Below are 26709 nucleotides of genomic sequence, written 5' to 3'. Positions count from 1 at the left end.
AAATAGCTGCTGTTCGTGCCATTTCATGTTTGACTATCATTATTCAACAATTAATTTTTGACTGGCTGAATAATCTGGTCCATCTACTCTAAGTATATAAATGCCTTTTGTTAGGTTAGTGTTGATCTCTCCTTTACCTCCAGCGATGTCTTTTTCCATCACTTTTTGTCCATCACTATTGAATATAGTAACGTTATATTGTCCGGTCTCAGGATAATCAAAAGATAATTTTAAAACACCATCTTTAGAGGGGTTCGGGTACATTACTAACTGATGAGTATCTTCCGGTACTTCAGCTAAGGTGCTTGCTTCTCTGGCATTAGAGCTGCTGATATAATTGAATTTGAATAATTGACAAGAAGTACCATAATAGTCCCATAGCTGCAGAGGGGCAGAACCATCCATAACACAATTGCCCACATCCCAGCTGCGGCTAGAGTTTAGGCTAGATGTAATTTTATAATATCCGTTACCCACGGCTTCAACCTTCCAGGCCTGAGCGCTGTTGGTTAAATTTTCCCACAAACGAATAGAGGTCCCCGTGTTAGTACTTCCATTGGCAAGATCAATTACCCTTCCTGAAGCACTGGCTCTGGAAGCAAACCTCCAATTACCATTCCCTGCGTCTATAGCGATCCACTGTTGTGCTGATTCTCCATTACGATCCCAAGGTCTTAGTACACCTCCATTGGCATCTTGCCCGTTTCTTAAGTCTAATACTTTTCCTGAGTTAGTCTGAAATTCGATTTCATAGATACCGTTATTAACAAGGCCAGGGCTACTGCCTCCACAATTAGTGGCTCCTGAACCTGCTCCATTAGGAGTTTGTCCAGTATTGGTAATGTATAATTTGTCTAATAGAGCACCATCTTCACGGTAACCTATAGTTAGTGTATGATTACCTGATGATAAATTATAGCTTGATACATCATCCCATGTCCAGCTATTAGAGCCTGGGGCTATGCCATTCCAGTTTAACCATGAGCCGCCATCTACCTGTACCCAGAATGAATCGTCATCAGGAGAAGGAGCGGTTACTCTACCCCACAAGGTGTAAGCACCTGATTCTGCAACGTTAAAAGAATACGTGATACGGCCATTAGCATCAGGAGCAGATGAAAGACTGTTGTTTCCTTGAGCTACTGACACATAACCGTTGTTAGATGAAGAGTTACCTGTTTGTTTTTGGATTAATGAACCTACTTCACCACATTCGGCTTCTAACCAAACGTTGGTGCTACCATCACCGCCGTCTCCACCGCCATCATTACCATCAAGAGAATAGTTCTTTACAAAATCCCATATCTCCTGGCTGGTGCTAACGCCTGTGTTTGTATCCATAGACCACCAATGTCCTTTCCCCTCAAGGGTGATAAGCACTATTTTAGTGTTTTCTGAGCAAGTGCCCCAAGTAGTTTTTGAAGCTACAGAATTAGGTTTGTTAGAAGGATATGGATCAATTACCTGACCGTTATTAGGGCAGCCGTTTCTGGTCTTCCATGCATTTAATGTACCTTGTACACCACTATAGGAAACTACGTCATCAGAGGTGCCGTGAGTATGAATAATGGGTACTGGCCTAGAGCTGTTTGCACTGGCACCACCGATAGGATAGCCACTTACAGGGGCAAATGCCGCAATTTTATCAGCTATCCGGTTTGCTGCGTGGTAGGTCATCATTCCGCCCATAGAAAAACCAGATAAATAAACTCGGTTACGGTCTATACCAAAACGGCTAGACATGTTATCGATAATAGCCAATATAAAATCGATGTCTCTTGATCCTGAGATATCCCAGGCTTTGTTGAGTCCATTAGGATATACTACTACAAACTTTTCTGAATTAGCTATTGACTCCCATTTTGCCTGTGCCTGCTGATAGGGTGCATCTTGATTATAGCCGTGCATGTTAATCATCAATGGCCTGTTTTGGCCAAGACCCGAAGGAGCATAAGTAATCATACTTCTGGTAGTACCGCCTACCTGTATGTAATCGTAATTTTGTGCCAGCAGATCTGGGACTAGCAGTAGCCAGCTGGCGATGAGTAATAAAAGAGGTCTAAAATTCTTCATAAGGGTTTGGATTTAGGTTGTTTAAAGATTTAAATTAAAAGTGTAGCCATACTATAGATATTTTTAATGATTAATTTCTTTATTGAAAAATAGAGGTTACAAACTGATGCAAAGACCTTCTCCAAGTGAGCCATTCGTGAGAAGTGCCGGGAGATTCATAGTACTTATGGTCTATTCCTGCGTTTTTCAGTTTTTCATGAAAACTATAAACAGATTGATACATTCTTTCAGGCTCATCCGTGCCTATGCTTAAATACATGAGTTTCACCTTTGTATTAAAGTCTTTGGGGTTGGCAAATACGCCGTGATAGACAGAGTTAATATCTTCACCCTCAGGAATGAAGCCACCTCCACTAAAGCCCCCTATGTAGGCGAATTTGTCCAGGTTATCAGTGGTAATTAAAAATGTTTGAAAGCCTCCCATTGAAAGGCCTGCCATGGCTCTGTGGTCTCTGTCTGATATGGTTCTAAATTTTTTGTCTACCATAGGTATCACTTCTTCTACCAATACTTGAGGAAATTCATTGGCCAGCATACCTGAAAAAGAGGCCTGGCTTTCTGGTTTAGCCTCTGGGTTTATTGCATAGCCGTTTTCCATGACCACCAGCATAGGCTGAGCTTCTCCGCTTGAGATCATATTATCTAGGATAAAATCGACCTTGCCTTGGTTAGGCCATCCTGTTTCATCCTCTCCCCCTCCGTGTTGTAAATATAACACTGGGTAGCTTCTATCAGTCTGTGAGCCATATTCTGGAGGGGTATAAACGAAAGCCCGTCTCCAGCTTTTGGTCTTTTGAGAATAATAGCGCATTTGTACTATTTGCCCGTGGGGAACTTCCTTAGGCTGATAGTAATCCACCTGAACATTTTCAGGTATTTCTATTCCACTCGCCATTCTGCCCATACCATAAAAGGTTTGGCTGGCCGGGTCTACTAAAGGAACGCCATCAATAATGATAGAATAATAATGAAATCCTTCCACTACAGGCTCAGTAACCGCTTCCCAAACACCCTCTTCATTCTTTATCATATCATACTTTTTCATGAGATCTACCTGCACACTTTTGGCTTCAGGGGCCTTGAGTCTAAAGACTACCCTGTTATCCTCCAATATTAGAGGATATTTTCTTCCTGAGATATTGGTGGAAGCAGGTGTTCCTTCATATTCATTGTGTTCGATCTGTGCAATATCATAGCTTCCGAAAAACGCCGGATTTACAGGTTTAAACAACAGCTGAGAAAGCATATATAAGTCATTCTTCCAGACCTTAAAATCATGCCCTCCTGGCTCTTTATAAAATATGTGAGGGATATCGTGTTTTTTCAGGTAATCATGAGTTCTTTGGCTGAAATTGATGAGATTATCAGACTTACCGCAAGATATCCAGAGGAGCTTGAGCTTCTTTTTAGCCATATCAGGCTTAGGAAGTAATGCTTTGGGTTCTTTGGTATTTGGTGCTGACGAAAAGCCACCTACCCAGCTAAACGTGTCTAAATTTCCCAAACCAAAATTCAAGGATTGCCCTCCTCCCATAGAAAGACCGGCTATTGCCCTATGGTCTTTGTCTTTATATACCGGATATTTCTTCTCTATAAAAGGTATTAGGTCTTTTAGTAGATCTTGTTCAAAGGTAGCAAAGGCCTGTACTTTTACACTATCAAAAATATTGCCCGTAGCCCTATCATCTTTCATAGCTCTGCCATTGGGTAAAACTACAATCATAGGCTCTAACTTCTGCTGAGCATAGAGGTTATCTAAAATCACCTCAGGGTGACCGTGTTTCAGCCATTCAAACTGATCTCCACCTATACCATGTAAAAGATACAATACAGGATATTTCTCGCTCTCCTTATAATTCGGCGGCGTATAAATTAAGGTTTCCCTTTCTACTCCTACTGTTTTTGATTTGTAGGTGACAGTATCAATATTTCCATGTGCGATTTCTGGCTGATATTGGTCAAAACCTACAGGAGCTGTCTCATTCAAGGCTTGAGACTTCGCAATGTTGATAGAGAAAAGAAAAGGAATAAAAATTAATAATAGGCTTATTTTAGGTTTCAAGGCTTAGGCTTATTTAAATTTTATTTTATACTTATTAAATTATAAAATTAGACAATATTAAATTGAAATTATGGTTAAATTAAGTATATATGCATAAGTGCTAGAATGTTGGTTAAAATCAATAGAGTTATGTCTGATCAAAGAGCATTTAAAATATAGATGAAATTAAAATGACTAACATATTCATCACTTCAAATTTATAGTTTAACAGATTACCAACTACTCCAGTCTGTAACATATGCTTTTCGCTATGATACATGGAGTGAATCTCTCAAAATAAAGATTCCCTTTATTCATTTTCATTTGAAGTCAAAAATCAATTTCCGATATGTAACCAAAAGGTAAGTATTTGGAACGTTGAAACAATTTCAAATACTCTTTTAGCTATACATTTACAGCCAGCTAGGCTACTGCTATGTTTATTATTTTTATTGAGATGTAGATCCACATTCTCTTTAAAAAAAATTAAGCACAGCAAAGTCTATTTTAAACATATTTAAACAACCAAACCCTTTTTTTATGATGAAAATTCTAAAAAGAATAGTTTTTATCTTATTCTTCGGCCTTCAGGTATTGGCTGCAGAAGCATGGCCTGGTATGCCATTGCCCCCACTCCATGTAGATGGTAGATATTTGGTAGATGACTGTGGAAATAATGTAGTATTACACGGTGTAGCTATCACCCCAAGTCCATGGTTTAATGGATGTCAATATGGGTTCAACTCTCAATATTGTACTTGGGATAATTACAATGTTCAAGGTGCTCTTAATTACAATAAGGCAGTAATGAACAAATTAACTGATACCTCGTCAGGATGGTATCTTAACTACATTAGGTTGCATATCGATCCTTACTGGACCAATAATCCTGGATCACCTATTCCTGAAGATGACATTTCAAGGTTTAACTTTGATAGATTAGTTACTTATACTAATCAGGTTATAGTTCCTCTTATTGAGCATGCTAGAGCTAGAGGAATGTATGTGATCTTAAGACCTCCAGGGGTGTGTCCTCAAAGAATAGCGGTAAATGACAATTACCATAACTATTTAAAAAGAATCTGGAATTACCTTTCTAACCACCCGTCATTAAAAAATGCAGACCATGTAATGTTTGAATTGGCCAATGAGCCTGTACAAATATTAGGAACTAATGGCCAATGGGGAAGCACTGGTTCAGCACATTTTGCTGCACTTAAAAACTTCTTTCAGCCTATAGTTAACAATATCAGAAGCAATGGAGCAAACAACGTTTTATGGATACCTGGAACGGGATGGCAATCACATTATCAAGGATATGTTAACTATCCTATTACAGGTGGAAGCATAGGATATGCGGTTCATCTTTACCCAGGGTATTGGGGAGGAATAAGAAATTATAATGCCTTCCAAAATGCATGGAATATTAATGTAAAACCTATAGCTGATATAGCACCTATAGTGGTTACTGAAACTGACTGGGCACCTGAGGGGTATGGTACATTTGGAGTAGCTACTACAGGAACAGCAGGAGGAAATGGTTTTGGAGCCAATCTTAATCGCATTTTATTTAATTCAGGAAATGCTTCTTGGAATGTTTTAGCTCCAGATAATTTATTAGACCATGGAGATCCTAACGGAGGTATAGCCTATGGTGGCGACTGGCAGGCATGTGCAGCGCCAGTGAAACATTGGTTCTCTGAATATGCTAATAACGACTTGCCTGGTGGCTCATGCTCTGATAATTCAGGTTTAGTTCATAATGGGATATATGAAATAGAGTTTAAAACCACTCCTGTTAAGGTATTAGATCTTCAAAATGGATCTGACGAAGCTGGAGCTGTAATTAGACCTTGGGAAAGAAATGGAGCTACTGCTCAAAGATGGGTAGCTAAGGATGCTGGAAATGGATATTGGCGTTTTGTTTCACTGGCTAGCGCTAATGGAAAATGTATAGATTTAGCTAATGGAGATACAGAGTCAGGTACTGCTATCAGGTTATGGGATAGTAATGGATATGATGCTCAGGCCTGGAGAGTAGTAGATTTAGATGGTGACTATAAGAAGATTGTGTCTAAATTAACTACAAGCAAAGGCTTTGATGTTTTAGACTGTAATATGGACGGATCAGTTGGCCTGCGCCTTTTTGATTACTTTGGTACTGCTTGTCAAAAGTTCAAGTTTAACTACATAGGGTTAAGTTCAAATAGCACTACTCAAAGAACGGCGAATGTTACTGAGAATAGCTTGAACACTTCAGTATCAATATATCCTAATCCTTCTTCTAACGGAGATATTAATGTTACTTACAATGCACAAGATGTAGAGGAATATAGCATTAATATATTTAGTATAGATGGTAAGAAAGTATATGAGAAATCATGTTTAAGTGAAAAAACAGAAAGCATAAGCACTGGACTGGAAAAGGGTACTTATATCTTGAGAATTTACGGAGCTGATTTCACTGAATCAAAGCAAATTATTATTGAGTAAAGACCAATATTCAGGATAATTTAATTCAAGTGAGAGTGGAAGAATGTATAGCTTCTGCTCTCACTTTTTTTTGATTTATTTTTAATAAAATCTACCAGCGGTTGTAATCCACTTTTGTGAAATAACTTAATTAATGATGCTATCGAAAATTTCAGAAAGCAGTTTACCAATATGATGTGGGTTGCAATTACTTAAAATGTAACTACTCTATATTGAAATAGAATAATTTGCAATGTTTTGACAAACGAATATGCAGACCTTTCAAAATTAAAAGGTCTGATTTTTTCGTTTCAATAAATGTGTGAGAAAGGGAAGCGGTAGTATAAAAAAAATCAGCTTTATTTTAGAGCGGTCACTAAAAGTATAGTCGTGTAATGATAACAGCTACATGACATCTCGCTTCTGGCAGAATTGACTAGGAAAACGCTTTATGAAACTTTGAACCTGGCTCCTCTTGAGTCTTCAATATGATAATATTCCAGTCCTTTTCTGGTAATCCAATATTCGTTGGATCGGCCAAGCTGCTTCACTTCTACAAAGCCATGCCTTAGGCAGTGTTCGATGGTGTCATTAGTGCTTTGTGGTAATTGCGAGAGAAGACTTTTGGTTACCAACACATAGGATTTACCCGCTAAATCTTTAGGAGTGCTTACTATAAGTTGCAGAAAATTAAATACATCTATGCCTTCTAATAAATGGGCTTCTAGGTTTAGGGTCATGATTGATAATTATTATTAATATAATCTAAGCCCAAATATAGCCTTTATATTCTATTTTGAGTTGTTAATAATTAATTTTAAACAAATTATTTTATTAGAGATGGTAAATTATAACCTTTTATTTGTTGGTAAATTTTATTGAATTCTTGACATGATGCAATTGTAATTAATTGATTTTGTGGTGTTTATTTCCCCTTTCTATTCAGGTCTGTAATCAGCAATGGGTTCTGTTTTTTTAAGTGGCTAAGTAACTTTTTAGTCTCTGTAGTTTCAGGCTTTTTTGAGAGTAATTCATACTCTTGAGAGGTAATACCTACCATCTGCAAAAATTGCAATTTACCATTTGGCGTGTTTATGCTACCCAATTCGGGGTCTTCTATAAAAGCTATTGCAGTAATATCCGTATTAGTATCTAAGCGTATGGGCCCATTGGCTGTAATAAAGTGAAACTCTTCAAACCAGTTTTTACTATCAAAAACATATTTAGCTAAATTTTGCATAAGGGCGGCCACCCATAAGGGATCTTCTTTATCTCCCTCAAAAGGTGCCAGTCGGAAAGTAAATTCAAAACCCCAGCCACTAAATTCACTTTTAACACTTTCTGGATCATAGTAAAGGTTGGACATACCATAAGAAACTATGTGATAATGATCTTGCTGCTTTTGGGAATCATATATACTCACTCCATCTAATGGGTCTTCACCACCAAGTATATACCTCGTATTGGGTCCGTAGTTTCTTGGCTCTTGGCCTGGATATATTCTTTCTGTTACAGCGTCCATACTGAGCCAGCCTACCGCATCATCTTCATCAAACTTTTTCTTGTACTCTTCTTTAGTCATCACTTAATTCTTAATAATAAATATTGGCCCGTTATCCGGATTGCTGATTTTGGTTTTGCAAAGCTAATATTTTGCAGCTATAATACATTCAAAAATTACAATAGGACTTATGAGAATTAATGTAGCCTCATGTCTCAAGATACATAATGAAAATACAGGTAAAATTATCTTATTCTTTTGCCAGAGAATAGACAGAAATTGCTTGCTTTGTCTCACTTAAATGATTTGGCGGAAGCCAGTGCCAAATTACTCGTGGTATTTTCAGTAGAGTGAGATTGGCTGCAGCCGTTTACTTAAAAGATTATATTATAATGGATTACCAAGATTATAAGAGATTATTTGAGGAGATCTTGAACAGTGATAACCCTGCTCCTCCTTATGACAATCCTAATTATTTAAATTATACCAAACTCAATTTTTCACGATTGAAGCGCTGGTACAAAACATTGCAGCTTGATGAAGAGCTAGTGAGGGAAGTTAAAAACGTTAAGGCTCAGAAATGGATCATTATCACCGAGCCGTGGTGTGGAGATGCAGGAGCTTCATTGGCTTTTCTGGTAAAGCTGGCAGAACAGAACCCTAATATCACTTATGACATTCAACTTAGGGATCAAGAGCCTTTTTTAATTGATTCCTATTTAACCAATGGCGGTAAAAGTATACCAAAATTAGTAGTGAGAGATGCTAACGACAATGACTTATTTACCTGGGGGCCCAGACCTAAAGGAGCTCAAGAGTTAGTAGCAGAATTAAAAGCAGCAGAAGTATCCCATGAAGTTCTCACAGAGCAAGTGCAGAATTGGTACAATAAAGATAAAGGTGTTGAGCTGCAAGCAGAAATTTTACAGTTGCTTAGGGCAGTGCCAAGCTTATAAATATACATGATTAAGCTATGCAGCAGCGTTGAAAGCTGCTGCATAGTATTATCTGTTTTGTGCGTGATGGCGATTTTCAAGCAAAAACGGCTTATTATTTAACTACAGTAGCTTCAAGCTCTACTTTTAAGGTTTCAAATAAGCTACTTACCTCCATTAATGTGGAAGCTTGTTTCATATTATGCTTTTTAACCCAATCTTGAAATACATCAAAATGAGGCCATAATTCTTCGGAAGAAGTAGTGTAAATATTAAGTCTTACTATGTTTTCGCAGCTAAAGCCTGCTTCTGTTATTACCTGTTCCAGGTTTTGTATAGCCTCCATTAACTGTGTTCTCATATCTGCTTGGCTTGCTATACCATCAGTACTTATGGCTGTTTGACCAGATACATACAAAGTACTTTCTACGTGCTTTACTTCTACCGCTTGTACGTAGCTTCTTTCATCTTGCCAATTCCAAGGGTTTACAATTCTCTTTTCCATATTCATAAAAATTTTACCGTGCTTCATAGCACTTGAATGATTAATATGATGCAAAGTTGTAAACCCACAGCCTTTGATACCTGTGACTTATGTCACTATTCCCGTAGAAATGAGCACAAGACTATAAGTAGTTATTTTAAGTCGTTCTGTCTAGGTATGATTTGGAAGAGTATAACCGACTTAGTGTTTCGCGCGATACGCCAAGGTATGAGGCTAGCTGCGTTTTAGGAACACGTTGTAATAATGCAGGGTAACGATCTATCAAATGCTCGTATCTATCCTTGGCACTTAACGTAAGAAATGAGATGATCCTCTGCTGTGATCCTATATGACCTCTTTGTGCTTTTTGCAGAAAGAAACGTAGCATCTTCTGGGACTTGTCGCATAGGTTTTGGTAATCCTCCAAGCTAATTCTGTATAGCACTGAATCTTCAAGACATTGTAATGAAAGATGTGCCTTAGATCCGGAATAAAAGGCCATATAATCACTTTCCCACCAGTCTTCCATAGCGAAAGAAACAATGGATTCTTCTCCTGATTCATTAGTATAAATTAATTTTAGTAGTCCTGAGATCACAAAGTAGACGTATTTAACAGGTTCTCCTTCCTTGATGAGGTATGTACTCCTTTTGGCCGTTTGTGAAGAGAAATGACTGTGAACGAAGTTAAATTCATCATCAGTCAAGGGAACCAATGCCTCAAAATGAGTTCTTAGTTTTGTTTTCATGAAAGTAGTTTAGTGCCAAACTATCAGAAAAAGCATATGGTTAAAAATTTAATGACAAAAAGATAGGATGAATGTTGTGGTTAAAACAATTAAATTAGTTTTTTGTCCTTGATACCAAAGAAAACTATCTGAGTAAAGAGAAATATATTTGTATGCATATTTTTATAACCCGTCCATTACCAAATATCGCTTATCATTTGCTAGATGAGGAGGGCATTACCTATACCATTTGGGATAAGGATGTACCCCAAACCAGAGAAGAGCTGATAGAGCTAAGTCTGAAGGCTGATGGTATAATTAATGCAGATGCCTCTAAGTTTGATCATGATTTACTAGAAAAGCTGGCTCACCTGAAGGTGATTTCTCTGACCTCTGTAGGTTTTAATAACATCGATATTGCTGCGGCTAAAAAATTTGACATCAAAATTGGTCATACTCCTAATGTACTAAGTCAGGCTACTGCTGATATTGCTTTTTTACTACTACTGGCTACAAGTAGAAAGGCCTTTTTTCATCATAAGCGAATAATTAATGGAACCTGGGGTATGTTTCAGCCTACGGGGGGCCTGGGGATTGAATTGTATGGTAAGACGTTAGGAATATTTGGTTTAGGTAAGATAGGTCTGGAAATGGCTCGAAAATGTCATCATGCCTACGGTATGAATATTATCTATCATAACCGAACTTCGAATGAAGATGCTGAAAAGGAGCTGAACGCCAAATATGTGACTATGGATGAGTTGCTAAAAGAGAGTGATGTCATCTCCGCTCACAGTCCACTAACGGAGCAAACGAAAGGCACTTTTAATAAAGATGCTTTTGGAAAAATGAAATCAAAGGCCATTTTTATCAATACAGGTCGCGGGGCACTGCATGTAGAACAAGACCTGATAGATGCGTTAAATAATAAGCAAATCTGGGGTGCCGGATTAGATGTTTTTGAGCAGGAACCTACCTCTACTGTCAACCCTTTGCTTTACATGGAGAATGTATGCACGCTACCGCATATAGGCTCGGCTACAGAAGAGACAAGGGCAAGAATGGCTGAACTGGCGGCTAAGAATCTTATAGCGGCTCTGAAGGGCTACAAGATGCCTGCAGAGGTCAAGAAAGTGATGTAGGAGATTTTTCCAATCAACTATGTAGCAGGTCTTGTAATCGATCCATAAAAAGGCCAACGTGATAACCATCTACCAGGCCATGATGAACATGAACAGACACAGGCATAGATCTTATGCCTGATTTTTCTGTCATTTTACCTACAGATATTTTTGGGCAACTATCAGGAAAGGAGAAACTTCGGGCATGCGATACGCTTGTAAAATTAATCCAAGGTAAGGCAGAAAAGTGAATTACATCTTCGCGAGCTGCGGCTTCCAGGCGATTGGAATTTTTAACCCTTTCTATTTCTTTTGATGCTTTTGCATAAAAAATATCAGTAGCTTCATGATATTCAATGTATCCAAAGCCAAAAGTATTATCATCACGCATAATTGTAGGGGAAGCATGAACCTTATCATATTCAAAGACTTGATCTCCAATTATTCTATATCTAAAATTTTCGGTTTCGTTAACAGCTTTTAAGGTTTGATATAGATAGTAGAGAAAGAAAGATACACCTTGCTTTTTAGCTTTATTATAAGCATAAGTACAATCCATTTGCACATTAATTCCGTAAAATGGCTCTTCAAATTGCGAGAAGAATTGAAAATGCTCTTTACGGTTCCAGTGCTCTAGGTTTACAAGGGTTTTCATCGTTTATACTAAGTTTTAAAGATCTATTCTTTAATTCTGATCAGGATCCAATCTAAATTTAAGCATAATATTACCTTTTTTTCTTTTATTAACCTCTATAAAAAATTCATATTCGCTTAGTTGTATCACTTTAAAAGGGCTTACTCTAGTTACCTTCATATTAGCCACATCTTTAGAGTTGAACACGTTTATACGTTTCATATCGCCTGAAGCATCATCTATGTAATAATCAGTAAGTAGCCCTGCCCCCATATTGCTAACAGGTGAAGGTACTTCATCTTCTGTCAGGTCGGCATTAGCAGGGTTATCCAGATAAATGAAATGATGCTTGTCTCCCTGATAGAAGTACTGATAAGACATGCTGCCTCGCCCTCTCCTACCTGCTTGCCTTTTAGGTACTTTATTAATCCAGGCGATACTTCCATCTGTGCTCACTTTAGCTGCCAAAATAGAATTGTATAGGTAATAAGGGTAAAGCAGTTCACTTCCGTTCATAGCGCTGGCTATGGCTCTCTCCTCGTACTGTTCTGCTACGAGCAATACGCTGCCATCATTCATCACCCTCACTATATCAAAAAACATATCACTCAAAACCTCTTCTTCCTCGGATTTCTTGCGGTTTTTTCGAGCAATACTTGATTTCACATGAGCATTAATTACCTCTGAAGGAATGTCGTAAGCAAAGGTTTCTAAGGTTTCTCCATCCTTTTTTATTTTAAATACAAAAATACCATCTGCATCATGTCTGTCGGTTCCGTTATGATATAGCCCGGCTCCCGTCATGAAGCTATCCGAGGTCTCGAAAATGGCTACACTATTAATGAATCGACTTTCTAAAGCAATAGGCTTAGCGGTAACCTGGCCAGCACCAATCTTCAATATCTCTATATGGTAATTTGGTAATTCTTTATTTGAGTTGCTCCTGTCTGTAGTTTCATCATTATAAACCTTAGCTATTACATATGGGGTTCCATTGCGATCCACCGTATAGTCTAGGTTATCCATCATTTTCTTGGTGTAAGGCATTGCTACTTCGGCATGAAATAATTGATTAAAATATCTATCAAACACCTCAAAACCGATAACATCATGATTATTAGTATCGCCTTTTTGCTTAAGTATTCTTCGGTATTGGATTAATAATCTGGAATGATCTTTAGAATATTGAAAATCGAAATGATTACGAACTAGTAGTCTGGATGATGATAAGGTGAAATTATCGGCTACTTTGCCAATAACGGTAAGTATTTTTCTGCTTTCCCTTTCCAATACTCCTGTGGCAAAATTGATTTCTCTATAAAATAAATCTAATTGCTTTTTAGAGCTGTTCCAAACTGAGTAGAATACATAATATGAACCATTATGTTCTCCTATTCTCTCTATAGAGGCTGTTTTAGGTAAATCCTTATATTCACGCTGTTGTTTAAAATTACCTTGTTTATCAAATTTTTGTATAACAATGGCCTTATCTCCGATTTTAACACTTATTACCTGATCATTGTAATAGAAATATAGATTTTTTAAAGCATTTATCGCCCTGTATGGTTTGCTGGCAGTTACTTCTACATTCTGAGAGAATAGTAGTCTGTAGGCCAAACTAAACAAAAGGATAAATAAAAATCGTGAGATCATAAGTTTAAAAAAATAGACTCTTATTGAATGTAGTTTAAATTTTGTTATTCACGATGGAATAGAGTTCTTTAAGCTTTTACTATTTTGAATTTCTGAATGATGCTTGCGGTAACCGTAGAAGCAGCCATCCATAAGATTATTTATAGTTTTAGGCGCAGTTAGCATCTAATAATACTGCTGCTTGGTATTTGTTGATGCAATAGTAAGTTGTAATAGTAGCTATACTAATGTAAGTGGTTGTAGGACTTATAAAGTTAAGTAGATATTGAGTTTTATTTTGGAGCTATACAATTGGTTGAGATATGAGTACGTTTGATAAAATCAACCCAATAAACATCTTAATTTATTTATTTGACTATCAATTAGTTGAGTTATTTTTTAAAAAATAATCAAGAAATTTTGAGTGCAAGTATTGTATATAAGGAACGATAACCTATATTTGCAACCCTATTAGAAACACGGTCTGGTAGTTCAGCTGGTTAGAATGCCTGCCTGTCACGCAGGAGGTCGCGGGTTCGAGTCCCGTCCAGACCGCAAGACGAGAGTCTAATAACACTAAAGCCGCTTAAATTTTATGATTTAAGCGGCTTTTTGCTTTTTAAGCTACCATCGAAACACATTCCTTTTCATCTGATTCGGTTAACAATTCGGTTAACAGTTTTTTTATTTATTTTTGTTAACCGAATTAGCTATAATTAACTGTTTATCAATTAATTATATCCGTTAAAATATGCGATGTAAATGGACGTATTTGATTGTTCACTACAACATTTTAAACGCGATGAAAAGACCTCAAACATTCTTATTCGGCTAATAAATTAGGACTACAATATTTTATTTGATTACAAGTTCAACTTAATTTGGCTGTTAACTCAATTATCAATTGACTGTCAATTTTGAACAATACCTGCGCAATAACGATAAACTGAGCTCAAACACAGCTCAAACACAGCCATGAAATATATTAGAATGCTTAAGAAAGTGCTCAATGATGCTATACGTAGAGACTGGATTAAGAGCAACCCCCTCTCCTCTTTTAAATGGCATTTTAAATGGCCTAAGAGAGAAGTTCTTTCAATGAAAGAGTTCAGACTCTACATCAACATATATTCACTATAGAGAGTTGAAGTAGTTAAGGACTATTTTCTATTCAGCTGCTATACAGGCTTATCGTACATTGACTTTGTTAACTTATCACAGGATAATGTTCATTACATCAACCATAAGCCTTGGCTAAAAATTAAAAGGCAGAAAACTAAAACTACAGCTGAAATACCGCTATTAGATCAGGCCATGAGCTTAATTCAGAAATATAGAAATCACCCTCTTGCTCAGGAAAATGAAAGGTTGTTTCCTCGCATTTCTAATCAGCGGCTCAACGCCTATCTCAAAGAAATTGCTGATATATGTGGCATAAAAAGGAACCTCACCTTCCATCTGGCCAGATATACTTTTGCTACCACTATCACCCTGTCACAGGGTGTGCCTATAGAATCTATTAGCCAAATGCTGGGACATACTAAGATTACGACCACTCAAATCTACGCCTCCGTGTTAGAAGATAAGCTCGGAAGAGATATGGAGCAGGTACAAGGTAGAATTGGGGCAACTTTTGGGAAAGCTTCCTAAAACCACATAGTTAAAAGAAACATTTATTAATGATACTACAACCCGGGATTCGATGAATCTAAAGGTACGAGAACTATTCGCCAGATACTGTGGCGCACCGTGAGCTTATAGCTCACGGCCATCTGCACGATTAGCAGTAGATTTTATTTGTTTTTCATTTTTTCAGTCAATCCGTTTCCGGTTTTATTGCCGAACAAATTCCAAATTTGAGACCAAGTATAAGTCTTGCCACCTGAAAGATGCCAGTCATGCTGAAAGTAAACAGATAACTTCTGTATTCAATGTTAGAAAAAACACTGATTTTCACTCCGTAACTTTTGACTGGGGGTAACCACTTCTCGGCCCCTCATCGGCAGTTCACTTACGTTCAACTCTCATACAAATACCTATTACCCTCACGGGATAACTTTTCCTCTACGCTCAGCACCAAAGCTCTTTACTTCAGCACCTCTAGATGGTTTGACGCTATCTCCTTCAAAACAACGTCGGTGGGTTGACTCTATTAAAGTCTCCACCATCTCAAATACAGCATGCAGAACTATTAATACCGATGTCCTGATTCTGGGCAAACTACGCCGGGAGGTGTGAGGCGCACGATGAGCTTATTGCTCAGGGCCGTCTACACGAGTGACGGTAGTTTATTCAATCCATAAATTCCCTACAGAATACGTCTTTGCTTTCCCACTAATTATAACTCTATCTTTTTTGTTTTCACATTCCAAAATTCCTACTCTATCAGAAATTTGGAGAGCATTTAATTTTTCTTTTTTTAATCTTGATGACCAAAAAGGGATTAGAGAACAATGTGAAGAACCTGTTACTGGGTCTTCTAAAATTGTAGATTGCGGAGTGAAATACCTTGACACAAAATCACAATTTTGGCCTTTAGCTGTAACAACGACTCCACCAGGGTCAAGGTTGATTTGATCAAAGATTTGTCGGTTAATTTTAATATTCCGTATTTCCTCTTCAGTGTCGTAAACCAGTACATAGTCTCTTGATTTTAAAGTTTCTTTTGGTTGTAAGTTCAATGATTTTTGAATGATTTTCGGCAACTCAGTAAGTACTGGCATTCTAGAAGGGAAGTCTAATGAATATAAGTCATTTTTAACCGAAACAATTAGTTCTCCGCTCAAAGTTTCAAAAATAATCTTGTCATTAGGATATTCTAAAATGGATTTTAACGAATGAGCAGTTGCTAATGTGGCGTGTCCACACAGATCCATTTCAATTTCTGGGGTAAACCATCTTAAATGTATTCGGTCTCCTTTATTAACAAAAAAGGCAGTTTCAGCTACTGCATTTTCTTTTGCAATTTTCAAAAGTACCTCGTCTGGTAGCCAATTTTTCAAAGGCACTACACAGGCTGGATTGCCGCCAAATATTTTATCGGTAAAAGCATCGATTTGATATAAAGGTAGTTTCATTAGATGAAGTTTTTATCAAGTTTTATCAGAATAATATGCAATGGCTTCTTGATCTTCTTGAACGCCTGTATCATTACTTGTTGTACCAATAACATTCAACAATAAGTCCATAGCTTCTTTATGGTTGTCTAAATTATATAAAGCCATAGCTTTAAAACTTTATATTCATTAACGATAGGAAATTCTTTTATTGCCCTATCAAAAAGAGCTATGGATTTTTCGTACTCGCCAATGCATCTATAAGTACAGTCTAAGCCAAGGTAACAGCCGCTAAATTGAAAGGTCGGAACGGGGACAGTCTTTGGGATAATTAAAATATTGTATACGGGGTAGCTTATAGCTCCGCCAAATGGTCTTTCACAATGTCCCTATCTCCAGAATTCTGAAGGGTTAAACGCCATTTAATTAATCGAGCTTTGATCCGACTTTATAAATTGAGTATTTTAACTAAATTCTTATGTTATCACTCTGCCCTTTTTTTTAGGCTAAGAATATGGAATTCTATATGAGTAAATCAAAGAAATGCAATATAATATCGAAATGAAGTAATGAACTAAATTAGCCTCCACATGTTAGCTTGTTTGTAGCCACGTATCAACCCACGTTTTACCCCCGTTTTTCCTTGTGTTTACTGCAAATATTTTAGCAAAAAATCACAAGCCCCTTTTAATCATGAGAATCTATATCAAATATATGGTGAGTCTACGCTGCAAAATGCTGGTGAAAGAGGAGCTGAAAAACCTAGGACTGAATGCTGTAGTAGTAGAATTAGGTATGGTAGAGCTTTTGGGAAATATATCTTCGGACCAGCTACAAAAACTAACCCAAGCTTTAAGCAAAGCTGGGCTGGAAGTAATGGATGATAAAAAAAGTATCATTATTGAAAGTATCAAGAATGTAATAACTGAAATGATCCACTATTCAGATATTCTTCCTAAGGTCAATTATTCGGATTTTATAGCTGAAAAATTAAATTATGATTATACTTATCTATCCAATATATTTTCGGAGGTAAAGGGCATTACTATTCAGCAATATATCATCATGCACAAGATTGAAAAAGTCAAAGAACTATTACTTTATGATGAACTTAATCTAACTGAAATTTCATATCGTCTTCACTATAGCAGTGTGGCACATTTATCTAATCAATTTAAAAAAATTACGGGCCTTACCCCTACATTTTATAAAAGTCTGAAATTAAAGCGAAAAGGCAACCTGGAAGATCTGTGATATATGCAACTCCATTATAAAACATTGTAATTATTTAATATTAATTGCTGGTATCTTCATTTACTTGTTTTGACTCATTTTTAAAATTTAAGTAATGAAGAAAATTATTTTATTGGCCATGTTTATCCCTTTATTAGGAGCCGCTGGCAATGCCCAGGGAAATACAGACTATTCATGGGGGAAATTTAAAGTAGGTTTTAAGGTAGGTGCAAACTATTCAAATGTATATAATGCTCATGGTGAGTTATTTACCTCAAGGGCCAATAGCGGATTGGCACTGGGTATCTTTATAGAGGCACCTTTAAGTGAAACTGTTGGCTTACAGCCGGAAATATTATACTCCAGAAAGGGCTTTGAAGCTGAAGGTATTTTAATGAATGCTGTCTATCTCCTTTCCAGAAACACCAGCTACATTGATTTCCCCATATTTCTTTCTATAAAAGTTACTGATGCCTTAACTCTACTTATAGGTCCTCAATTTTCATATCTTTTAAAACAACAAAATAACTTTAATGATGCCGAAATGACCGATTTACAAATCCAGGCTTTTAATAATGAAAAAATCAAGACAAGTAATTTAGGTTTTTCCACTGGTATTGATTTTAGGTTAAAGCACATTCTTTTGGCTCCCAGAGCCTCCATTGACGTTTCTAATAATAATGGAAATCATACCGAAACACCCACCTACAAGAATTTTTATTTTCAATTAACTGCCGGCTATTTCATAGCAACTAATTAAATATTAAATACATCAAACTAACCATATATGAGCATATCTGTAGAAAAAAGGAAAGAACAAAAACCTCACCTAAGTAGTATTGAAAAAAAACACCAGGATGAAATCCGTGAAATAATGAATGACAACGCAAAGTTCATTTCTATTTTAGCGCATGATTTAAGAGAACCATTTAGCACCACTATCAGCCTATTGTCTATGCTAAAAGAGAATAGGCATGATTATGATAAAGAAGAAATAAAAAAAATCATAACCATGGCGTCTTCTTCGGCTGAAGGTGCCTTAATTCTTCTAGACAATCTTTTACACTGGGTTGTTTCCCAACAAGGTGGAAAAAGATTTAATCCTATTGACATTAACTTGCAGCAGTTAATATCAGTAGAAATTGCTAACCTTGGTTTTCTGATAGGACAAAAAAAAATAACTATTACTCAATCCGTCCCTAAAGACATACCCCTTCTTGCAGACCTGAATATGCTCAAAGCCATCATAAGAAACTTGACTGGCAATGCCATTAAGTTTACTCCTAAAGGGGGGACTATAGATATTAGTGCTTTGATGTGCCGCTCCTATGTTCAGGTAATCATAAAAGATAACGGTGTAGGCATATCATAAAAGGGCAACGAAAACTATTTAAAAAGGAAAGCTTTTATTTTACTGATGGAACTAATAATGAGAAGGGTACTGGGTTAGGCCTTTTGATCTGTAAAGACTATGTGAAATTACATTATGGAGATATCTGGGTAAAAAGCCGCATTGGAAAGGGAGCTGAATTTATATTCACATTGAAGTTAAATCAGGAATGAGGTTTTTCATAATCTGTGAATTATGTAAAACTACCACCTATTCTTGTAACGAACTAGACAGTGCTTGTAGGTATATTTGTCAAACAAGACAATTACTAACAAAGATAATATCACGACTTCATGGAAAAAGCTAACACCGATACCGGCAATTGGATTAACCAAAGTAAACTTTTAAAAGAAAAGCATCCACAGCTAAAAATAAAGAATAGGAAGTTGAACCAGATAAGAAGGAAGTCATCTTTTTAAAAAAATAAATCTAAATAATAAGCAACTAATTAACCTGCCGTAATGAAGAAAGAGATGGATTTTCTGTCTTTTTCTTCTTTTTCTAACGGACAATATTACCATCATTTCTAATACCAACAATAGTCTATGAAAATTGAAAATAAGTTCGATGAAGGAGCAGTGGTTTATCAAAAAATTAACCCGTCTGTAAAATTGATAGTCAGACGTTATTTACACCGGATTTACTATTGCAAATTCCAAGATGATCCAGAAAGGAAAGAGCTGGCGCTTTTTGAAAGAGAATTGACCGATAAGCCTAATTTCAAGTGATTAATCCTTTATGTCAACAACCTAAGCCTGAAACATCACCTCACCAATTTCAACATGGATTTAAGCCAAAACACATGAAAATTGCCTATATAAGCACTTATTTGCCACGGGAATGTGGTATAGGCACTTTCACCCACGATCTCATGCGTTCCATGCTACAACATGCCAATGAAAAAAATGATAATGAAGGTTTTATTGTAGCTTTAAATGATCATAATCAGGAGTACACCTACCCTTCTGAAGTTAAACTGGTTATTCATCAGGAACAGCAGGCAGATTATCTTGAAGCGGCTAATTTCATCAACCTCAGCGGAGCTGACATATGCATATTAGAGCATGAATTTGGAATTTTTGGAGGAGAAAGTGGGGTGCACATATTGCCTCTTATTCATCGCTTAAAAATTCCGCTCATTGTCACCTTGCATACTATCCTGGAAGCACCTTCTTATAATGAAAAGGCAGTATTGAAGGAAGTCTGTAAAATGGCTAATCATATAGTAGTAATGAGTCATAAGGCTATTACTTTTCTTACCAAAATATATCAAGTTCCAAAAGAGAAAATATCATTAATAGAACATGGGGTACCTGATATCCATTATGACAAGGTTCAGGCCAGAAGAGAATTCAAACTGGTAGAAAAGAAGGTTTTATTGACTTTTGGCTTCATCAGCCGCAATAAAGGTATTGAAACCGTTATAAGAGCTTTACCAAAAATAATAGCTCACTACCCTAACACACAATATATTGTTCTGGGTAAGACCCATCCGAATATTATCAGACAATCCGGTGAAGAATATCGAAATTTTCTGCAGCTGTTAGTAAAAAATCTAAATCTTACTAATCACGTAATCTTTTTAAACGAATTTATAGATCAGAAAGAGCTCTTTAAATACCTGGAAGCCTGTGATATTTATATCACCCCCTATCTTAATGAAGCGCAGATCACCAGCGGAACCCTTTCTTATGCTATGGGCGCTGGCTGTGCTGTTATCTCAACTCCTTATTGGCACGCATCTGAATTATTGGACAATGGAAGAGGCAGACTTTTCAATTTTAATAATTCCGACATGCTTGCAGATATCCTCCAGGAATTGATGGATAACCCCGAGCAATTAAAGGAAATTCAAAAAAGATCTTCGGAATATGGCGAAAAGATAACCTGGCCCAAAATTGGTGCTAGGTATATTCAACTTGCGGAAAGGATAATATCAGAACCTCTGGAATTAACCCCTAAAAAGGAAACAATTGTAGATCCTTTGCTGCTTCCGCCATTTTCTCTGTCACATATCAAACGGCTGACTGATGATACAGGAATAATACAGCACGCAAAATTCGGTATTCCTAACCTGAAAGAAGGCTACTGTCTTGACGATAATTCAAGGGCATTACTTATGGTATTAATGGCTTACAAACAAAAAAAGGACTCGCTTGCTCTGGAGTTATCGCCTATATATCTTAGTTATATACATTATATGCAAAACAGTGATGGAACCTTCAGGAACTTCCTAAGCTTTAATCGCAATTTTATGGATGAAGTTGGGTCAGAAGATTCCTTTGGAAGAACCATCTGGGCGTTGGGCTTTTTATTGGGCAATGCCCCCAATGACGCTTATTATCAAACCGGCAGGCTCATTTTTTTTGATGCCGCCCCTAACTTTGAGAAGTTAAAATCAATCAGAAGCATTGCCAATACTATGATCGGCATTTGTTATTATCTAAAAACCAACATGTCCGATGATAGCATGACAGAAAGATTAAGGAAAATGTCCTTTATTTTAATAAATCATTTTGATGATAACAGTACTTCTGATTGGAAATGGTTTGAATCTTTATTGGCCTATGATAACGGTATATTGCCACTTGCCCTGCTTCATGCTGCAGAAATTCTCAATGATGATAAAGTAACTGCTACGGCATTAGCATCCATGAACTTTCTCACAGAGGTGACATTGAAAGATGGTTATTTATCCATTGTGGGAAACAAGAATTGGTATGAAAAAAATGGCCCAAGGTCTACCTATGCTCAACAACCTATTGATGCCCTGGCCATGATTTTAATGTATCACCAAGCCTTTCTATTGACCAGAGATAAAGACTATCTTAACAAAATGTTCACCTGCTATATGTGGTTTCTGGGAGAAAATGATTTACGGATGAGTCTTTATGATTTTGAGACCAAAGGGTGCTGTGATGGTTTTGAAAACTATGGAGTAAATAGAAACCAAGGGGCGGAGAGTTCGCTAGCTTACCTGATATCACACCTTACCATATTACAAGCTTATGAGGAATTTTATAAACTTGATGAATGAGGGTAGCAATTCTTTCACCCATAGCCTGGAGAACACCACCAAAAAACTATGGCCCTTGGGAACAGGTGGCCTCAAATATTGCAGAAGGCTTAAACGCCAGGGGAGTTGATGTAACTTTATTTGCCACCGCAGATGCTATTACCACAGGCAAATTACAATTTGCCTGTGAGAGACCCTATGCCGAAGACCCCCATCTAGACCCAAAGGTAGGGGAATGCCTACACATCAGCCATCTGATGGAAATGGCTGAACAATTCGATATTATTCATAATCATTTTGACTTTCTTCCGCTTACGTATTCCAGCCTCATAAATACTCCGATGGTTACTACCATACATGGTTTTTCTTCCCAGAAGATCATGCCTGTTTATAAGAAATATAATTCCTCTACCTCCTATATTTCCATTTCTAATGCAGACCGGCATCCTGAGCTTAGCTACTTAAGAACCATATATCATGGCCTCAACCCTAAAGATTTTACGTTTAAACAAAAGAAAGAGAATTTTCTACTCTACTTCGGAAGAATACACTCGGATAAGGGCACACATATGGCAATAGAAATAGCCAAACAAGTGGGAATACCTTTAAAAATCGCTGGCCTCATTCAGGATAATGACTACTTTAATCAATATATAAAACCACATATAGATGAACATCGGGTGATGTTTTACGGTAATGCTGATTCTACTCTCAGAAATGAATTATTATCTAACACCCTTGCACTCTTGCACCCTATTCAATTCGATGAACCTTTCGGGCTCAGTGTGGTCGAGGCTATGATGTCCGGTACGCCGGTTATTGCCTTCAACAGGGGAAGCATGCAAGAGCTCATCATTAACGGTGTAACTGGCTTTTTGGTAAACAATGTCTCAGAGGCTGTTAAGGCTGTACATCAACTACATACCATTGCTTCTCAGGATTGCTACAAGCATGCCTGCTCAGTGTTTGGTCTGGAACATATGATTGATGAGTACATGGACGTCTATAAGATGATTGTAAATAAATAGGGCAAGGAGTAATTTTAACTTTTTAATACTGTCAGTAATTCCTCCATGTCCACTACGCCATAAGTAGAAGAATAATCGGATACTGCATAAGGTAAGATAAGGTTGTTATTATGTATCAGTGAGCCACAGGAATATACCACATTAGGGACATATCCCTCCCTTTCATCCTCGTTAGGTGAAAGTAAAGGTTCTTTTAACCTACCTATTTCTTTGGAGGGATCATCCAGGTCAAAGAGTGAGGCTCCAATACAATAGCGCCGCATTGGCCCAACCCCATGAGAAATCACTAACCAGCCCTCCTTCGTATATATCGGAGAACCACAATTACCCATTTGTGTAAACTCCCACGGGAATTTGGGGCTCTGAATAATTATTGGATCATTCCAAACAGTGCTCCTATCGGAGTACATGAGGTAATTATTAACTCCATCTATACGGGCCAGCATAACAAATTTCCCCTTTATTTTTCTTGGAAACATTGCTAGATTTTTATTTTGAGCACCATCACCATGTAACGGCATGACTCGGAAGGTATAAAAATCTTCAGTGGAAAGGAGCTTGGGAAGAATAGTATGTCCATTATACGCGGTATAGGTAGCATAGACCTTTTCAGAATTATCGTCATCCGTGAATTTCACAAAACGCGCATCTTCTATACCTTTACTTTCAGCCATTGATAGTGGAAAAATAACCCTTTCAGTTATATCTGAGTCATGCGTAAACTGAACATCATAAAAAGAATCAGCTAACCACGTAACTTCTTGTAATGCCAATCTTCTATCAGTACTGAGCTCATGGTCCTTCAATAATTTACTAACCGCCTCATGAAGAGCGAAATATTCAAATCTATCAGGCAAATCTTGCATAATACTTTTGGAATATCTATAGGGAATCTGCATTTCCTCTAGCTTCCTGATAAATCGCTTTTTATTATATAGCTTTTTATGAATGATCTCAGCCTTGTCTATATGGCTTCCGGTTTTCATAATTTGCAGATCATTATTCTTGTCAAGTATTCCCCTTCTGAAAACAATTGAAGAAAGGTGGCCTTCACCCGTAGCTCTAAAAGATATTATTACCCTCTTTTCCCCATCATTAAGGTACGATTGATCAAAGTCCTCTACCATAGAAGGATTGAAGAAAGCTGCCGATTCAATAGAATATTCCATGGTAGTGTAAGAGCCAATGAGCATCTTTCTTTCATCAGACAACTCATTAAAGGAAATCCCCATATGTTCAATAAGGCCTTTTAAATTATGGCAATGTTTAAAAAAAACCTTACTTATGTTTCTGTGTCGGCTGGCAAATTCCCTTAAAGTTTGCTCCAGTATAAAATACACTTCTGTATCACTCATTATCATGATATTGTTAATGAGTTTTATAGTGCGCTCATCACCATTCATAAAATAACGAGCCACCACCCTGCTCGGATCTGGCATGAATTTAATGTTTTTACGAATTACTGATACTCTCATAAGTTGATAACCAATGTTAATTAGTAATGACTCAGTATAATGTAGTATTTCACTACATTTTCATAGCCGTTGATTCACCTTTTTTTAATAGACATAATGCCTCTATCTAAAGCTCTATGACAGCAGAGCCTCTCTCTGGTTATTGATTATTTGTATTGCAACAGTATAGTAGGCGATAAGCAGCAGCACAATTGGTCGATAGGTTGTGATGAATGATATCACCTTGACCTCATTCACCTCCAAAGGCCCTTCTGTTGCAGAGCCATCCGAAGCACTCCCTGACTCGCTTGTCAATAACTTGGGTTTTAAAAATTTAGAGGTTCTGGAGATGAAATGTTTAAGGCAAATGCTAATGATAAAATAATATCATTAGGAAAAGTATAGTTTATCAAAGCTAAAGAACTGGTTTATCCAAATCATCAACATTGATAACTACACCCCCTAAGAGTAATAAATGCTTCAAGCTTCACATAAGGCATAGATAACATTGACAGGGCTCAATAAAATAGTTTTGATATTATAAAATAATGGTAATTATTCATTATCCTTCTTTTCTTTTCTCTTTGCTACTTTTGCCGCTCTTTTTTCCTTAAGGCTCTTAGTGGGGGCTGTCTTATCTGATTTCGATTTACCTTCTTTTTCTTTTGACATTTTTAATTTGATTTAATCGTTATTCATTTTACTTACTGTAAAGATGGCCCTAATATCTTTCGGCCTATTTGCATATTTGTTTTGACTTATTACATAATTCACAGATGGTAGATTATGCGAGAATGATTACAAGAAGGGTGTTATGTTAAAAACACTTCTCTCACCTAGTTTGCTACAGTCTGAAAAGCCCCTGTAAATGCAGTACAGATACGCATGCATCTGTTGACTATGCCAATTTTGCGTGGTTTCATAAGTCTTCTCTTAGGGCTGATGCTAGACCTTAATCCAGAGTTAAATTTTCATAACCACTTTTAATTATGGTGGAGATCATTTTAAATCTTACATTAGCTTTAATAATATTAGGAGTATGCGCGGGGATAATGATAGATTCACCGGTATTTAAAAGATTTGATTTTCCATCAATCACTACTTCAGCCTCACCGTCAATGACCTGTATAAAATTATCGAATGGAGTGGTCTTTTCGCTTAACGTCTCACCAGAGTCAAACGATACTGCACTCACATTACCGGTAGTCTTTTTAATAATTGTTTTAATCAACACTGAATTGGGTATATATTCTATTATTTCAACAATAATGAAGACTTTAGCCTTTTCCAATTCTGGATTTTTCATGATAATTATTTTTAAAGGAGAAATTTGAATACTGATAAATTGCTATCAGTATTCAAATATTTTAAGTTTTGTTTAAAATGCTTATTCGACATTCCTCTCGAACAGGTTTTTAAAACTCGTTCCCATTTCATCCATATCGTGGTTGAATTCGGATTTAAAAGTTTGCCAATCATCACTTTCCCCATCAGTTTCGTAATCATTCAGGCGGTCTTTCAGTTCATTGTTTTTGGTTTCAAGGTGATTTATCTCCACTTTGTATTCCATTTTATTAAACCTTGGACCAGTATCCACACTGTCTTTATATGCAGATATAACCCGCTCATTTTCATCGATTTTTGATGACATCTCAGCTTTATACTGCTCAATTTCGGTGAGATAATCATCCTTAGCCTGAATCATATCTTCTTCAGGGTTTTGGTCTATGAGCTCTATATCTTTTGAGGGTTCGTCTGTTGCAGGTGTACATCCTGATAGCACCGTGCACAAGAGCCCGGATAAAATAAATACAGACATTAATGATCTTTTCATGATAAGTTATTTAAAGGGTAGAATAGAAGGGTTTTGCTAAATTGTATTTCAGAAACCACTGTTGCAAAGTTGTCAATC

Annotated in this window: 23 protein-coding genes, 1 tRNA gene and 2 pseudogenes; 12 read left to right on the top strand and 14 right to left on the bottom strand. The window is 36.9% G+C overall.

Annotated features, from left to right (window positions below; genetic code table 11):
* Nucleotides 1-39: 39 nt before the first annotated feature.
* Together JL102_RS13675 and JL102_RS13670 are read right to left on the bottom strand one after the other, a co-directional pair.
* On the bottom strand, nt 40-2073 hold the full coding sequence (locus tag JL102_RS13675) for an extracellular catalytic domain type 1 short-chain-length polyhydroxyalkanoate depolymerase (protein ID WP_202244981.1): 2034 nt from the start codon (nt 2071-2073) through the stop codon (nt 40-42).
* Between the two features lie 79 nt (nt 2074-2152).
* Nucleotides 2153-4135 carry an alpha/beta hydrolase-fold protein gene (locus JL102_RS13670; RefSeq protein WP_237390588.1) on the bottom strand — a complete coding sequence of 661 codons (1983 nt, stop codon included), beginning with the start codon at nt 4133-4135 and terminating at the stop codon, nt 2153-2155.
* A 519-nt stretch (nt 4136-4654) separates the two neighbouring features.
* Here JL102_RS13670 and JL102_RS13665 point away from each other — a divergent pair.
* Entirely contained in the window at nt 4655-6607 is a 1953-nt protein-coding gene (locus JL102_RS13665; RefSeq protein ID WP_202244980.1) for an RICIN domain-containing protein, read from the top strand.
* A gap of 428 nt (nt 6608-7035) precedes the next feature.
* Here JL102_RS13665 and JL102_RS13660 read toward each other — a convergent pair whose 3' ends face one another.
* Nucleotides 7036-7326: a hypothetical protein gene (locus JL102_RS13660; protein ID WP_202244979.1), complete on the bottom strand. Its 291-nt coding sequence runs from the start codon at nt 7324-7326 to the stop codon at nt 7036-7038.
* A gap of 185 nt (nt 7327-7511) precedes the next feature.
* Nucleotides 7512-8168 (bottom strand): suppressor of fused domain protein, encoded by a 657-nt coding sequence (locus JL102_RS13655; protein WP_202244978.1) that lies wholly within the window; start codon nt 8166-8168, stop codon nt 7512-7514.
* Nucleotides 8169-8479: 311 nt separating this feature from the next.
* Between JL102_RS13655 and JL102_RS13650 the strand changes: the two genes are divergently transcribed.
* Nucleotides 8480-9043, top strand: a complete 564-nt coding sequence (locus tag JL102_RS13650) for a thioredoxin family protein (protein ID WP_202244977.1) — start codon at nt 8480-8482, stop codon at nt 9041-9043.
* A gap of 94 nt (nt 9044-9137) precedes the next feature.
* On the opposite strand, the gene JL102_RS13645 is transcribed toward JL102_RS13650, so the two are convergent.
* Entirely contained in the window at nt 9138-9527 is a 390-nt protein-coding gene (locus JL102_RS13645; RefSeq protein ID WP_202244976.1) for a RidA family protein, read from the bottom strand.
* 136 nt (nt 9528-9663) lie between these two features.
* A complete protein-coding gene (locus JL102_RS13640; protein ID WP_202244975.1) occupies nt 9664-10254 on the bottom strand; it encodes a Crp/Fnr family transcriptional regulator in 591 nt (196 codons plus the stop codon).
* A 152-nt stretch (nt 10255-10406) separates the two neighbouring features.
* Between JL102_RS13640 and JL102_RS13635 the strand changes: the two genes are divergently transcribed.
* Entirely contained in the window at nt 10407-11375 is a 969-nt protein-coding gene (locus tag JL102_RS13635) for a 2-hydroxyacid dehydrogenase (RefSeq protein ID WP_202244974.1), read from the top strand.
* A 13-nt stretch (nt 11376-11388) separates the two neighbouring features.
* On the opposite strand, the gene JL102_RS13630 is transcribed toward JL102_RS13635, so the two are convergent.
* Both JL102_RS13630 and JL102_RS13625 read right to left on the bottom strand, forming a co-directional pair.
* Nucleotides 11389-12009 (bottom strand): chloramphenicol acetyltransferase, encoded by a 621-nt coding sequence (locus JL102_RS13630; RefSeq protein WP_202244973.1) that lies wholly within the window; start codon nt 12007-12009, stop codon nt 11389-11391.
* A gap of 30 nt (nt 12010-12039) precedes the next feature.
* The gene (locus tag JL102_RS13625) at nt 12040-13641 is read right to left on the bottom strand and encodes a hypothetical protein (RefSeq protein WP_202244972.1); all 1602 of its coding nucleotides are present in this window, start codon (nt 13639-13641) and stop codon (nt 12040-12042) included.
* Between the two features lie 460 nt (nt 13642-14101).
* Between JL102_RS13625 and JL102_RS13620 the strand changes: the two genes are divergently transcribed.
* The 3 genes and pseudogenes from JL102_RS13620 to JL102_RS13610 form a co-directional block, all read left to right on the top strand.
* Nucleotides 14102-14175 (top strand) — tRNA-Asp (locus JL102_RS13620).
* 411 nt (nt 14176-14586) lie between these two features.
* A pseudogene (locus JL102_RS24115) lies at nt 14587-14760 on the top strand (phage integrase SAM-like domain-containing protein); the annotation flags it as partial.
* Nucleotides 14761-14796: 36 nt separating this feature from the next.
* Nucleotides 14797-15270: pseudogene (locus JL102_RS13610) on the top strand (site-specific integrase); the annotation flags it as partial.
* Nucleotides 15271-15908: 638 nt separating this feature from the next.
* Here JL102_RS13610 and JL102_RS13605 read toward each other — a convergent pair.
* Both JL102_RS13605 and JL102_RS23830 read right to left on the bottom strand, forming a co-directional pair.
* Entirely contained in the window at nt 15909-16697 is a 789-nt protein-coding gene (locus JL102_RS13605) for a PhzF family phenazine biosynthesis protein (protein WP_202244970.1), read from the bottom strand.
* Between the two features lie 15 nt (nt 16698-16712).
* A complete protein-coding gene (locus JL102_RS23830; RefSeq protein ID WP_262896864.1) occupies nt 16713-16844 on the bottom strand; it encodes a hypothetical protein in 132 nt (43 codons plus the stop codon).
* Between the two features lie 525 nt (nt 16845-17369).
* On the opposite strand from JL102_RS23830, the gene JL102_RS13600 reads away from it, so the two are divergent.
* The 6 genes from JL102_RS13600 to JL102_RS13575 all read left to right on the top strand — a co-directional run bounded on the left by JL102_RS13600 (nt 17370) and on the right by JL102_RS13575 (nt 23343).
* Nucleotides 17370-17930, top strand: a complete 561-nt coding sequence (locus JL102_RS13600; protein ID WP_202244969.1) for a helix-turn-helix domain-containing protein — start codon at nt 17370-17372, stop codon at nt 17928-17930.
* 94 nt (nt 17931-18024) lie between these two features.
* The gene (locus JL102_RS13595; protein WP_202244968.1) at nt 18025-18669 is read left to right on the top strand and encodes a porin family protein; all 645 of its coding nucleotides are present in this window, start codon (nt 18025-18027) and stop codon (nt 18667-18669) included.
* A 27-nt stretch (nt 18670-18696) separates the two neighbouring features.
* Nucleotides 18697-19281, top strand: a complete 585-nt coding sequence (locus JL102_RS23825; RefSeq protein ID WP_202244967.1) for a sensor histidine kinase — start codon at nt 18697-18699, stop codon at nt 19279-19281.
* Complete coding sequence (locus JL102_RS24110) at nt 19275-19472, top strand: sensor histidine kinase (RefSeq protein WP_202245185.1); 198 nt, start codon at nt 19275-19277, stop codon at nt 19470-19472. Before JL102_RS23825 ends, JL102_RS24110 begins: the two co-directional genes overlap by 7 nt.
* Nucleotides 19473-20101: 629 nt before the next feature.
* Nucleotides 20102-22336, top strand: a complete 2235-nt coding sequence (locus tag JL102_RS13580; RefSeq protein WP_202244966.1) for a glycosyltransferase family 4 protein — start codon at nt 20102-20104, stop codon at nt 22334-22336.
* On the top strand, nt 22333-23343 hold the full coding sequence (locus JL102_RS13575) for a glycosyltransferase family 4 protein (protein WP_202244965.1): 1011 nt from the start codon (nt 22333-22335) through the stop codon (nt 23341-23343). The genes JL102_RS13580 and JL102_RS13575 overlap by 4 nt, the downstream gene beginning before the upstream one ends.
* Nucleotides 23344-23357: 14 nt before the next feature.
* Here JL102_RS13575 and JL102_RS13570 read toward each other — a convergent pair whose 3' ends face one another.
* The 4 genes from JL102_RS13570 to JL102_RS13555 form a co-directional block, all read right to left on the bottom strand.
* Nucleotides 23358-24818, bottom strand: a complete 1461-nt coding sequence (locus JL102_RS13570; protein WP_202244964.1) for a glycoside hydrolase family 130 protein — start codon at nt 24816-24818, stop codon at nt 23358-23360.
* Nucleotides 24819-24932: 114 nt separating this feature from the next.
* Complete coding sequence (locus tag JL102_RS13565) at nt 24933-25112, bottom strand: hypothetical protein (RefSeq protein ID WP_202244963.1); 180 nt, start codon at nt 25110-25112, stop codon at nt 24933-24935.
* A gap of 637 nt (nt 25113-25749) precedes the next feature.
* A complete protein-coding gene (locus tag JL102_RS13560) occupies nt 25750-26103 on the bottom strand; it encodes a cupin domain-containing protein (protein ID WP_202244962.1) in 354 nt (117 codons plus the stop codon).
* An 81-nt stretch (nt 26104-26184) separates the two neighbouring features.
* Nucleotides 26185-26631, bottom strand: coding sequence for a sll1863 family stress response protein (locus JL102_RS13555; protein ID WP_202244961.1), 447 nt, complete (start codon nt 26629-26631; stop codon nt 26185-26187).
* Nucleotides 26632-26709: the final 78 nt, after the last annotated feature.

Source organism: Fulvivirga sediminis (assembly GCF_016757215.1).
GTDB lineage: Bacteria > Bacteroidota > Bacteroidia > Cytophagales > Cyclobacteriaceae > Fulvivirga > Fulvivirga sediminis.
Note: the sequence above shows the minus strand (reverse complement) of the source record. Positions and strands in the feature narration are given on the sequence as shown.

Coding starts and splice junctions, on each gene's coding strand:
- JL102_RS13605 (WP_202244970.1), bottom strand. CDS start 16,697: ATGAAACTACCTTTATATCAAATCGATGCTTTTACCGATAAAATATTT.
- JL102_RS13630 (WP_202244973.1), bottom strand. CDS start 12,009: ATGAAAACCCTTGTAAACCTAGAGCACTGGAACCGTAAAGAGCATTTT.
- JL102_RS13645 (WP_202244976.1), bottom strand. CDS start 9,527: ATGGAAAAGAGAATTGTAAACCCTTGGAATTGGCAAGATGAAAGAAGC.
- JL102_RS13575 (WP_202244965.1), top strand. CDS start 22,333: ATGAGGGTAGCAATTCTTTCACCCATAGCCTGGAGAACACCACCAAAA.
- JL102_RS13625 (WP_202244972.1), bottom strand. CDS start 13,641: ATGATCTCACGATTTTTATTTATCCTTTTGTTTAGTTTGGCCTACAGA.
- JL102_RS13595 (WP_202244968.1), top strand. CDS start 18,025: ATGAAGAAAATTATTTTATTGGCCATGTTTATCCCTTTATTAGGAGCC.
- JL102_RS13570 (WP_202244964.1), bottom strand. CDS start 24,818: ATGAGAGTATCAGTAATTCGTAAAAACATTAAATTCATGCCAGATCCG.
- JL102_RS13665 (WP_202244980.1), top strand. CDS start 4,655: ATGATGAAAATTCTAAAAAGAATAGTTTTTATCTTATTCTTCGGCCTT.
- JL102_RS13560 (WP_202244962.1), bottom strand. CDS start 26,103: ATGAAAAATCCAGAATTGGAAAAGGCTAAAGTCTTCATTATTGTTGAA.
- JL102_RS23825 (WP_202244967.1), top strand. CDS start 18,697: ATGAGCATATCTGTAGAAAAAAGGAAAGAACAAAAACCTCACCTAAGT.
- JL102_RS13635 (WP_202244974.1), top strand. CDS start 10,407: ATGCATATTTTTATAACCCGTCCATTACCAAATATCGCTTATCATTTG.
- JL102_RS23830 (WP_262896864.1), bottom strand. CDS start 16,844: ATGGCTTTATATAATTTAGACAACCATAAAGAAGCTATGGACTTATTG.
- JL102_RS13640 (WP_202244975.1), bottom strand. CDS start 10,254: ATGAAAACAAAACTAAGAACTCATTTTGAGGCATTGGTTCCCTTGACT.
- JL102_RS13650 (WP_202244977.1), top strand. CDS start 8,480: ATGGATTACCAAGATTATAAGAGATTATTTGAGGAGATCTTGAACAGT.
- JL102_RS13675 (WP_202244981.1), bottom strand. CDS start 2,073: ATGAAGAATTTTAGACCTCTTTTATTACTCATCGCCAGCTGGCTACTG.
- JL102_RS13580 (WP_202244966.1), top strand. CDS start 20,102: ATGAAAATTGCCTATATAAGCACTTATTTGCCACGGGAATGTGGTATA.
- JL102_RS13555 (WP_202244961.1), bottom strand. CDS start 26,631: ATGAAAAGATCATTAATGTCTGTATTTATTTTATCCGGGCTCTTGTGC.
- JL102_RS13660 (WP_202244979.1), bottom strand. CDS start 7,326: ATGACCCTAAACCTAGAAGCCCATTTATTAGAAGGCATAGATGTATTT.
- JL102_RS13600 (WP_202244969.1), top strand. CDS start 17,370: ATGAGAATCTATATCAAATATATGGTGAGTCTACGCTGCAAAATGCTG.
- JL102_RS13655 (WP_202244978.1), bottom strand. CDS start 8,168: ATGACTAAAGAAGAGTACAAGAAAAAGTTTGATGAAGATGATGCGGTA.